Source organism: Clostridia bacterium, from assembly GCA_024653205.1.
GTDB lineage: Bacteria > Bacillota > DSM-521 > Neomoorellales > SLTJ01 > JANLFO01.
This window is the reverse complement of the sequence record JANLFO010000009.1, coordinates 84,132-90,349: the sequence shown is the minus strand read 5'-3', so window position 1 is coordinate 90,349 and position 6,218 is coordinate 84,132. Positions and strand designations below refer to the sequence as shown.

Annotated in this window: 5 protein-coding genes and 1 pseudogene; 5 read left to right on the top strand and 1 reads right to left on the bottom strand. The window is 59.6% G+C overall.

The window, feature by feature from the left end:
* The first annotated feature begins 701 nt into the window (after window positions 1-701).
* On the top strand, window positions 702-914 hold the full coding sequence (locus tag NUV99_06475) for a hypothetical protein (GenBank protein MCR4419766.1): 213 nt from the start codon (window positions 702-704) through the stop codon (window positions 912-914).
* A 273-nt stretch (window positions 915-1,187) separates the two neighbouring features.
* On the opposite strand, the gene NUV99_06470 is transcribed toward NUV99_06475, so the two are convergent.
* Complete coding sequence (locus NUV99_06470; GenBank protein MCR4419765.1) at window positions 1,188-1,394, bottom strand: TOBE domain-containing protein; 207 nt, start codon at window positions 1,392-1,394, stop codon at window positions 1,188-1,190.
* Between the two features lie 493 nt (window positions 1,395-1,887).
* On the opposite strand from NUV99_06470, the pseudogene NUV99_06465 reads away from it, so the two are divergent.
* The 4 genes and pseudogenes from NUV99_06465 to hcrA all read left to right on the top strand — a co-directional run bounded on the left by NUV99_06465 (window position 1,888) and on the right by hcrA (window position 6,206).
* Window positions 1,888-1,965, top strand: a pseudogene (locus tag NUV99_06465) (ATP-binding cassette domain-containing protein).
* Window positions 1,966-2,491: 526 nt separating this feature from the next.
* Window positions 2,492-3,367: a xanthine dehydrogenase family protein subunit M gene (locus NUV99_06460; GenBank protein ID MCR4419764.1), complete on the top strand. Its 876-nt coding sequence runs from the start codon at window positions 2,492-2,494 to the stop codon at window positions 3,365-3,367.
* A gap of 18 nt (window positions 3,368-3,385) precedes the next feature.
* A complete protein-coding gene (locus tag NUV99_06455; GenBank protein MCR4419763.1) occupies window positions 3,386-3,919 on the top strand; it encodes a (2Fe-2S)-binding protein in 534 nt (177 codons plus the stop codon).
* Window positions 3,912-6,206 carry a 4-hydroxybenzoyl-CoA reductase subunit alpha gene (gene hcrA, locus NUV99_06450; GenBank protein MCR4419762.1) on the top strand — a complete coding sequence of 765 codons (2,295 nt, stop codon included), beginning with the start codon at window positions 3,912-3,914 and terminating at the stop codon, window positions 6,204-6,206. The genes NUV99_06455 and hcrA overlap by 8 nt, the downstream gene beginning before the upstream one ends.
* The last annotated feature ends 12 nt before the right edge of the window (window positions 6,207-6,218 follow it).

The window sequence follows — 6,218 nt, the reverse complement described above, 5'->3', positions numbered from 1 at the left end:
AAAACCAGTGCCACACCTAGATCTAAGCCTCCCTCAGGCCGGGAACTTGCGCTTAAATCTCCTCCTTTGCTTTTGATTGGATTGGTTACAGACCACCGCCACCGCTCAGGAAGCGTGCGCTTCCAGCAATACCACCGATACCACCGTTTCCGGCCCGGCGGGTCCCCTGGCCGGCCGAAACAAAAAGGGGACCCGCCCCTTTTCCGGGCTGATCCCCCTACGGTTCTCCGTTCAGGTAGATCCCTGATCTAAGCGTGTTATAGGATCCGCCGTGAACCCGATTTTCAACCTGTATTGTCAATCTGTCAACCCAATTCTACTATTTCCTCCCTCCTCTGCCAACCATCTCTACGGCCCAATCGAACAGGCAAGGCCTTCTGGCAACTCGCTCTCGTGCTCATCCGTTTCCGGACGCGTCCGCTCTGGCCCACACTGCGTCGGGTTAGACCTTATTGTCAGGCCTTCCGAAAGCCTGCCGCTTTTTTCTCTCCTCCGTTTGTGGCAAGAAAAACTTTTGCCGGCAGGAAGGAATTGCATCCTCACTAGAGAAATATGCCGAGGTAGCAGCCGAATCGTCCGTAGGCGGTGGCGTGGAGGGAGGTGCTGGAAAGAAGTGGGGCCAGTTTTATGTTTGGGCACTGTTATGTTTTTGCGGACATAACGGTTTTCGTACGTAGTACTCGCCGGAAAGGGTGAGGAGCTTGGAACAAACCAACCGGGTGACACTCCGGGACGGACGGGCGCGGCTCGTCAGCGGTGACCTGCTTCCGGAGCTACAGCTTCGGCCGGAGGACATTCGCCTGATAATGCACTGCCGGCGGCAGAAGTGGGGTGAGTTTACGGTGAAGCTCAAAGACGGCTACCCGGTAATGATTACCCGCGCCCTGCAAAGCATCAAGCTGGACCAGGAATGAAGCCCGAAGACAGCGACCGGTGGTTGTAGGTGTGGCGGCAGCCGGCCGGGGAGGCCGCAAAGCGGAGCCGTTCGAGCACCTGCACGACGGGGCCCGCCCGGGTCTCGGCGCAGGCCGGCCCACGCGGAGACCCAGAGGTGGCCCGTGCGGTCTTTAGGGTACAACTCTAGGGCGCGATCAATACGGCCGGGTGGGACGTTGCCCCTTGGGGCGACTGCACCAAGAGACAGACCCGGGGAAAGACCGGGCCGGCGCGCGACCCCGACGGCCGCTTTACTTCACCAGCATCACCGAGGTGGCCTTGACCAGGGCGGTAACGCGGTCGCCCACCGCCAGGCCCAGGTCCTCGGCTCCGTCCCTGGTGATCACGGCAGTTATGTTGTGTCCGCCACCGATGTCCACCAACACCCTGGCCATCAAGTCGTCGGTCTCAATATGGCGGACGGTGCCGGCCAGTTGGTTGCGCCCGCTGATCTTCACTCCCTCCACCCCCTTTTGCGACCTCGACAGGTTAATTATTCTCCTTACGGTGTCGGTCTATGCGCAGGCAGCCAAAGGTTACCTAAACAGGGTCCTCCCCGGCCGCCAGGGGCGTATCACTCCGCCCGTCCTCCGTCAATGCGCTAGCGGCAAGAATAAGCATGATGCAGGATGCCGCCGCCATTTAAAGTCTTGCGGTGCCGGGCCGCACCTGCGTGTCCCAGGAGCAAAGCGCTGCGGACTGGCGAGCAAAAACCGCGTTTATGGGGTATTGCACTGTTCGCTATGCTTGTGTTAGCATAACGATGTGCCCACAGGGCAGAGTGAGTTCTCCCATCCAACTCCCAACTACGGCCGGTCGCCGTTTCCCAATGCGCCCCGGGCGGCGACCGGCCCCCTCAAACTCAACCACAAGGCAAAGGAGGCCAAAACATGTTCGGAAGACCGGGCAAGGCAGTGCTGAGCTGGCTGATCCTGGGTGTGGGGCTGCTACCTTAAGCTCATAGGACTTAACGGCAGCGGGAAGTCCACGCTTCTCAAAATCATTGCCGGCATACTCCCCCCGACCAAACGGCCCTAACGAAGAATGGCTGCGTCAGTCGAAACATCACGCCGATCTGCTGCGTTAGTGGGTTCTAAACTGAAGCTGATCCGTCTGAGGAGGAATGAATGCGGTTTGACAGGTCATGCGCGGCGCGCTATGTTTAACTTAGCATAACGCTTGCACCCCTAAGAGAGGTAAGCACAGGCGTTACACCCTTACCCTGCGGTCGCCAGCGCCGGGAAGGGCCCAGAAATCCTGACGCCGCAGCCCCGAACGGGGCCGCAACCTTGGCCGGGAGCCTGGCCAGGACAAGACCTCCTCTCCCTTGGTTGGGCGTCCTCTAGGGCACCGGCGACGGCCCACGTCCGAGGCGGTCGGGAGTCGGGAGAATCAAGTTCTGCGGTTCAGAGGCATTCGCTTCTCCTCGGGGGACCGGCGGATAGTGGACCAGCAGCTGCCCGGGCTGGCGCTGCCGGTTCCCCCCGGCCTTTTTCCAGAGGTCACAGGTCAGACACACCATAAGCCATTCAGGAAAGGAGATGGGGGTTCGGCTATGTACCTGCCCGACTTTGATTACTTTGCACCCATGAGCCTAGCGGAGGCTTGTGCGCTCTTGGCAAGATTCGGCTCCAGCGCTAAGGCTCTTGCCGCCGGCACCGACCTCCTGCCCAAGATGAAGGGCGGACTTTTGTCCCCAGAGGTTCTGGTCTCGCTGCGAAACTTGGAGGGGCTAAGGGGTATTCAGTACCACAAGGAAAGAGGAGTGGTTATCGGCGCGCTAGTTACCCACAACGATCTTATCCGGTCGGCCCTCCTGCAGGAAAAGTACCCTTCCGTCTGCGGGGCCGCCCGGCAGATAGCCAACTACCAGATCAGAAACCGGGGTACCGTGGGGGGAAATATTTGCAACGCCGTTCCCTCTGCCGACCTTCCTCCCATCCTAATAGCCCTGGAAGCCCAGGCAAGACTGGTGGGGGCTACGGGAGAAAGGACTCTGCCCCTGGAACAGTTCTTCGTGGGGCCGAATCAGACCGTGATCAATCAGGACGAGATCTTGACTGAGATCGTTATTCCCGACCGCGAGCCGCCCTTCACCGGCAGCACCTACTTGAAGTTCGGTCTGCGGCGCTCGGGCGCGCTCGCCGTGGTGGGGGTGGCGGCGGCGGTAGTCACAGAGGGAAACGTGGTCAAAGAGGCCCGGATTGTGCTGGGTGCGGTTGCTCCCGTGCCCATGCGGGCCAAGAAAGCGGAAGAGCTTTTGACGGGCAAGGAGGCCACCGAGGAGCTTCTGGAGGAAGTAGGCCGGTGTGCGGCGGCCGAAAGCAAGCCCATCTCCGATATTCGTGCCTCGGAAGAATACCGCCGGGACATGGTACGGGTGTTTACCAAACGTGCCCTGCGCAAAGCCATCGCCGAGGGGCAGGCATAAGGAATTGGGGGTAGGGAAATGCAGGCCATAGTCGACAGAACAGGTGTCAAGCGCTATCTGGTCACTCTGAAGGTAAACGGAACGGTCCATACCCGACCGGTCAAAGCCAATACCCTCCTGGTAGATCTGCTGCGCGAGGACCTCGACCTCACCGGAACCAAGAAGGGGTGCGAGCTGGGCGACTGCGGGGCCTGCACCGTACTGGTGGACGGGGAACCCGTCAACTCCTGCCTGGTTCTGGCCGTGGAGGCCGACGGAGTCGAGATCACCACCATCGAAGGGGTGACACAAGACGGCAGGTTGGATCGGGTGCAGGAAGCTTTCATAAACCACGCGGCGGTACAGTGCGGCTACTGCACGCCCGGCATGATTCTGTCGGCCAAAGCCCTCTTGGCCCGCAATCCTCACCCTACCGAGCAGGAAGTGCGGGAGGCCATTGCCGGCAATCTCTGCCGCTGTACGGGCTACGTCAACGTCGTCAAGGCCATCCTGGCGGCCGCCAACGAGAAAGCAAACGAGGGAATAGAGGAGGGAAGGGCGAGCAATGAGTGATAACTATGCGGTAATCGGCAAGAGCGTACCCAGGGTGGACGCGTACGATAAAGTAACTGGGCGGGCCAAGTACACCGCCGACCTGAAGTTCTCAAACATGCTGGTGGGAAAACTCTTAACCAGCCCGTACGCCCACGCCCGCATCCTGAGTATCGACACCTCCCAGGCGGAAAAGCTGCCGGGAGTGAGGGCCGTAATCACGGCCAAGGACGTGCCGGCTACGAAGTACGGGCTTAGTCCTGCGCGTTGGGACGAAAACGTTTTCTGCATCGACAAAGTTCGCTACGTGGGCGACAAGGTCGCGGCCGTGGCGGCCGAAGACGTGGAGACCGTCTACCAGGCCCTTAAGCTGATCAAAGTAGAGTATGAAGTGCTGCCCGCCGTGTTTGACCCCTATGAGGCCATAAAAGAGGAGGCGCCTCAGATTTTTGACGAGTATCCCCGCAACATAAACGTGGAAATCCACCACCACTTTGGAGATGTAGAAAAGGCTTTCAAAGAAGCGTTCTACGTGCGCACCGACAGTTTTGTGGGACAGCGCACTTACCAATCGCCCCTAGAACCCCATGCCTCGATCGCCTTCTGGGAAGGGGACAAGGTGACGCTTTACTCCGCCACCCAATCGGTCCACTACCTGCAGTATTACCTCTCCCGGGTATTCGGCCTCCCCCTGGGGAAAATCCGGGTTCTCAAGACCTATGTGGGAGGCGGTTTTGGGGGCAAGCTTGACCCGACCGGCCTGGATTTTGCCGCCGTGGCTCTCGCCAAAATTACGGGCCGGCCGGTTAAGATGTTCTTCGATCGGCACGAGATGTTTTACAATAACCGCGGCCGCCACAAAATGTTTATGGAATATACCACCGGCGTAACTGAGGAAGGCAAGATTTTGGGCGTACACGCCAACTTGGTCATTGACGGCGGGGCATACACCGGCCTGGGAATAGCCAGCGCGTACTACGCCGGTGCCCTGCTGCCCGTGTACTACGAGTTTGACAACTATAAGTTCGATTGCGTACGGGTGGTTACTAACCTTCCCCCCTGTGGCGCTCAGCGGGGCCACGGACAGCCACAACCTCGATTTGCCTTCGAAAGCCATCTAACCCACATTGCCGAAGATTTAGGCATGGATCCTATAGAGATACGTCTGGTCAACGCCCGCCGTCCCGGTACAGTGACGCTCAACGGCCTAAAGGTGGACTCTTACGCCCTAAAGGAAGCCCTGGAAAAAGCCAGGGATATTTCGGGTTGGAAGGATAAAAAGGGCAAGCTGCCCAAAGGCCGGGGGATCGGCGTGGGCGTGGGCGGCTTTGTTTCCGGCGCCGGTTACCCTATATACCGGACCAACCTGCCCCACGCGGTGGCCATGATCAAAGTTCACGATGACGGCACTGCGGCTACGGTTTATACCGGGGCGGTGGATATCGGCCAGGGCAGCGACACGGTACTCTGCCAGATGGCCGCGGAAGCCATGGGTTACCGTTTCGAAGACATAAAGATTGTGGCTGCCGACACGGACCTCGCCACGCACGATTTCGGAGCCTATGCCAGCCGACAGACCCTCATGGCGGGGTGGGCGGTAAAGCGGGCCGGGGAAGAAATTAAGAGGAAAATTCTGGAGACCGCCGCCGGTATGCTAGGCGTTTCACCGGAGGAATTAGATTGCCGCGAGGGCGTGGTATTCAAGAAGGCGGATCCTTCCGTAACCAAGCCCTTCGCCGAGATAGCGCGAGCCTACTTTGTGCAGCACGGCCAGCTTGTAGGGCGCGGCTCTTATCGGCCGCCGAAGCTAGGGGGGACGCAAAAAGGCGCCACCGTGGGCACCTCCCCGGCCTACAGTGCTGCAGTGCAGGTGGCCGAGGTAGAGGTAGACGAGGAAACCGGCGAAATCAAGGTGGTCGAAGCCTGGGACGTCCACGACTCCGGTTTTGTGGTTAACCCCGCTCTCCTGCACGGGCAGGTTCACGGTGCCTTCTCCATGGGTCTTGGAGAAACCATCTGGGAAGAGGTGCTCTTTGACGAGAAAGGCAGGCTCCTGAACGGCAATCTTGCCGAATACAGGTTGCCCACGGCCTTGGATATGCCTCCGGTCACTTCGGAACTAGTGGAAAGCTCGGATCCCAATGCGCCGTGGGGGGTCAAGGAAGTAGGGGAGGGAGCCACTACCCCTACCTTGGGCTGCGTAGCCAACGCCATATACGACGCCACGGGGGTGCGGGTGAGAACCCTGCCCATTACCTATGAAAAGCTCTGGCGCGCCCTAAAGGAAAAGCGGGCCGGCAAGGTATGACCTCAAAGCCGC

Excerpts from the sequence above, each read along its gene's own strand:
- NUV99_06460 (MCR4419764.1), top strand. The coding sequence starts at position 2,492 with ATGTACCTGCCCGACTTTGATTACTTTGCACCCATGAGCCTAGCGGAG.
- NUV99_06455 (MCR4419763.1), top strand. The coding sequence starts at position 3,386 with ATGCAGGCCATAGTCGACAGAACAGGTGTCAAGCGCTATCTGGTCACT.
- hcrA (MCR4419762.1), top strand. The coding sequence starts at position 3,912 with ATGAGTGATAACTATGCGGTAATCGGCAAGAGCGTACCCAGGGTGGAC.